Here is a 3,590-nt window from a genome sequence, read left to right on the forward strand (position 1 = left end):
TGAAATGAGACGATGGCCTGTTGAATCTGGTTATGGTCTGAATGATGCCATTTCTGAAACCAAAGTTACAGATGGTGTTTTGCCTGCTGGTAAGGCCTTTAATATTGCATCAGCAAGAATAAAGGTAGGGGATCAAGAACAACGTGCTAAAGTATATCCAAATGACAAATCAGCTCGATTTACTTTTGATTTAGAAGCAGGTAAAAAATCCATTATTACTTTTTTTGACGATGCTAAAGGCAAGAGAATTGTTGGAGCGTATTATTTATATGTGAAACGTATTGATTAATAGTTTAAAAAGTGAAGAATGAGTAGTTTAATTGAATATTTAAAATTTGTACTCGTTGTATCAGTTCTTGTTGGCTTTTCAAGTTTTGGGATAGCTCAAGAATTAATATTAAAACACCGTAATAATTCGAACGTTTTTAGGAAACTTCACAAAGGAGTAAATGCGGATATTTCAATTCCTACAAGGGGTGTTTGGCCAAAAATACAGTACGAAGAAGGACTGTTTAAATCAATAAGGGAGGCAGGTTTTGAATCAGTTAGGATTTTTGAGAAAGGATTAGAAAGTAAAGATCAAATTGAAGATGCTCTTAAAAATGATTTAGCAATAGTTGTATGTCTATGGGGAAATAAGAAATGGGCAAAAGATCCTAAAACCGGTGCTAAAGAGTTGGCAGAAAAATGGAGTAGTTTAGCGGAGGCGTGGAAAGATTATCCAAGTAATTTAGTTTTTGAAATATTAAATGAACCGTCAGGAATTGGCTTTGATAAAAAGAAACACGAAGATCATGTAAAAGTCATGTCTTTGTATAATGCTGCCGTACAAGCCATTAGAGATATTGATCCGGATAGACCTATTTTAATTAGTATGGGTGGTCATAATGACTCAGAATTCTTAGATCCTTATGTAACCGAAGAGTATATGACCTATAGTTTTGATAACAAAGGCTTTTATGATGACCCAAATATTGGCGTAGCGATTCATTTTTATAATCCAAAACAAATCGATGGTATTAATTTTGCATTTTGGACACAATCATTGGGAGATGATGAATTAAAATGGAAGAGCCCTATTACAGAACAAATAATGTATGCTGTTAATTGGAGAAATAAAATTGGAGTTGATATACCCATTATAACTACAGAATGGGGCTGTTGGTTATTTCCAGAACGCAGTAATGAGGAATTAGGAAAATGGTTTGATCATCATTTAGTATTATTTAAAAAATATAATATTGGAAATATGTGGTATACGGGAATTCAAAATAACCAGCGAACTTTTGGTTTATTCGACTCAGAATTTGGATGGAATCATTTTGCATTAGATAAATTAACCGGTGTTAAACCAAAATCGTTTCCAAAAACAAATCAAGTTGTAAACGGTGAGTTTTTTACCCCTGATTTCGCATGGAAATTATCCTCCGACAAAATCACTAAGGATTTTGTGTTTGGTAAGAGTGTATTTAGTGGATCGAGTATGCTAAAAGTAAGTGTCCCTGAAAATGAAAAGGGGCAATTGTACTTGCAGACTTATGCAGCAGAAAATGGTTATAAAGGTGTTAAAGGAAGAACCTTATTACATTTGGTAAAGGGACAAACTTATAAAATTAGTTTTATGGGGGCAGCAGAAAGTGGTTCTGGGGGATTAAAAATTGTCCTAAAAGATGTAAAAGATTTAAACACAATATATGACAGCTCTGAAAAAGAGGGGTCTATAATATCTCTTACTCAAAACCCAGAAACATACAGTGTAACTTATACTCATAATACTAAAACAGTAATGGATGCAAGATTAGCATTTGATTTTTTAGGTAAAAAGCAAGTAGTATATTTAGATAAAGTAGTTTTTGTAAGACAATAATATATTAATTATGAATAAAGTAATGGTAACAGGGGCCACGGGTGATGTAGGTAAATCACTTTGTGAAATTTTAGATAAAATGGGTTATGATGTATTAACATCAAGTCGTAACAAACCAAATGACTGGAAATACCCGTTTATTCCTGTAGATATTACTAATCTTGATATATTTATTGAATCATTAAAAAATATTGATGTTCTTATTCATTTAGCTGGTCAGCGCGAGCCAGACTCAGGTTTTGATGCTTTGATCGAGCCAAATATTCGTGGAGCATATAATGCATTTGAAGCAGCTCGCCGAGCAGGAGTGTCTAAGGTCCTTTTTGCAAGTAGTGTAAATGTTGCAAATGGTCAGAAGACCGAGCCTCTATCTGAAGATGTTATTTGTCCTTCAAGTTTGTATGGCAGTTCAAAAGCATTTGGTGAAGCGCTAGCACGTTATTACAGCGAAGAGTATGATTTATCTTGTTTTTGCTTTAGAATGGGGTGGACCCTGCCTTATAACAAATCAAAAACTCTTTTGTCTAAGCCACCAATGGATCCTGTGTATGCTAAAAAAGTATACCTCAGTGTGGAGGATTTTGCCCAAATGGTAGTTCTTGCTATTAATTCTCCAAAAGAATTGAGGTTTGGAATATTTAATGCCTTGTCTAATAATCGTGAAAACTTATTAGATATATCAAAAGCAAAATCGATATTAGGATACCAACCAAAACACGATGCATTTGAAATTTTAAATTTATAGTTTAGACGCTTTCCTTACCCACACTTAAAGCCATTGAAAAAGACTTTTTTTATACCAATTAAGACACAAAATGGATATTCTACGGTGATTTCACCGCTAATTTTAGCACATGCTAATAAAAAGTAAAGCTTGATAAGCTAACTTTTCTTGGTAGAATACTAACTAATTTAATTTTTCAGCTATGAAGAAACTTTTAATTTTATTTTGTGTTTTTCAATACACAAGCTACGCACAGACGACACGCTATGAGGCGGAGTCTGCTGTGCTGACCAATGCCGTAAGTGAAACCTGGCGGATGACCAATCCTTCAGGTGGGGAGTATGCTTATGTAGGCAATGTATCGGGTGCAAGTATGGCTTTTACGGTAAATGTGGGATCCGCTGGATCTTACGATTTTGAAATGGCCTATTCCAATACAGGTTCTCCCGTATTTAAATTAATTGTGAACGGTTCAGCAACCACGATAAATGCCACACCATCGGGTGGTCAGACCTCGACATCAACTGTAAGTCATACGATGAATCTGAATGCCGGAAGTAACAGCGTGGTAATTGAACATGTGGACGGATGGACGTGCTATGATTATATAGATGTTACAGGGGGTTCTGGGAATTCAACCAATAGTCAAACAATTACTTTTGGAGCTTTAGATTCAAAAGTTGTTGGCGATAGTGACTTTAACCTAACAGCTACTGCAAGTTCAGGATTACCTGTGTCTTATACAAGTTCAAATCCTGCGGTGGCGAGTATTTCTGGGAGTACAGTTACTATATTAACGGCAGGTACAACAACAATTACAGCTTCTCAGGCAGGGGATTCAAATTATGATGCTGCAACAGATGTACAGCAAGTATTGGTGGTAAGCACTCCTAATAATGGTAACGGCGGATCTACGACACGTTATGAGGCGGAGTCTGCTGTGCTGACCAATGCCGTAAGTGAAACCTGGCGGATGACCAATCCTTCAGGTGGGGAGTA

The 3,590-nt window shown here is 35.8% G+C and carries 4 protein-coding genes; all 4 read left to right on the forward strand.

Annotated elements, in window-relative coordinates; translation table 11 throughout:
- Nucleotides 1–289, forward strand: a 289-nt coding sequence (locus HRU49_RS14315; RefSeq protein WP_296358348.1) for a hypothetical protein, incomplete at its 5' end; no start/stop codon positions are given.
- 18 nt (nucleotides 290–307) lie between these two features.
- Nucleotides 308–1,867, forward strand: a complete 1,560-nt coding sequence (locus HRU49_RS14320) for a cellulase family glycosylhydrolase (protein WP_296358350.1) — start codon at nucleotides 308–310, stop codon at nucleotides 1,865–1,867.
- A 10-nt stretch (nucleotides 1,868–1,877) separates the two neighbouring features.
- Nucleotides 1,878–2,612 carry an NAD(P)-dependent oxidoreductase gene (locus tag HRU49_RS14325; protein ID WP_296358352.1) on the forward strand — a complete coding sequence of 245 codons (735 nt, stop codon included), beginning with the start codon at nucleotides 1,878–1,880 and terminating at the stop codon, nucleotides 2,610–2,612.
- A 181-nt stretch (nucleotides 2,613–2,793) separates the two neighbouring features.
- On the forward strand, nucleotides 2,794–3,590 hold a 797-nt coding region (locus HRU49_RS14330), incomplete at its 3' end, for a CBM35 domain-containing protein (RefSeq protein ID WP_296358354.1).

The organism is Winogradskyella sp. (assembly GCF_013213975.1).
Classification (GTDB): Bacteria; Bacteroidota; Bacteroidia; order Flavobacteriales; family Flavobacteriaceae; genus Winogradskyella.

Coding starts and splice junctions, on each gene's coding strand:
- HRU49_RS14320 (WP_296358350.1), top strand. CDS start 308: ATGAGTAGTTTAATTGAATATTTAAAATTTGTACTCGTTGTATCAGTT.
- HRU49_RS14325 (WP_296358352.1), top strand. CDS start 1,878: ATGAATAAAGTAATGGTAACAGGGGCCACGGGTGATGTAGGTAAATCA.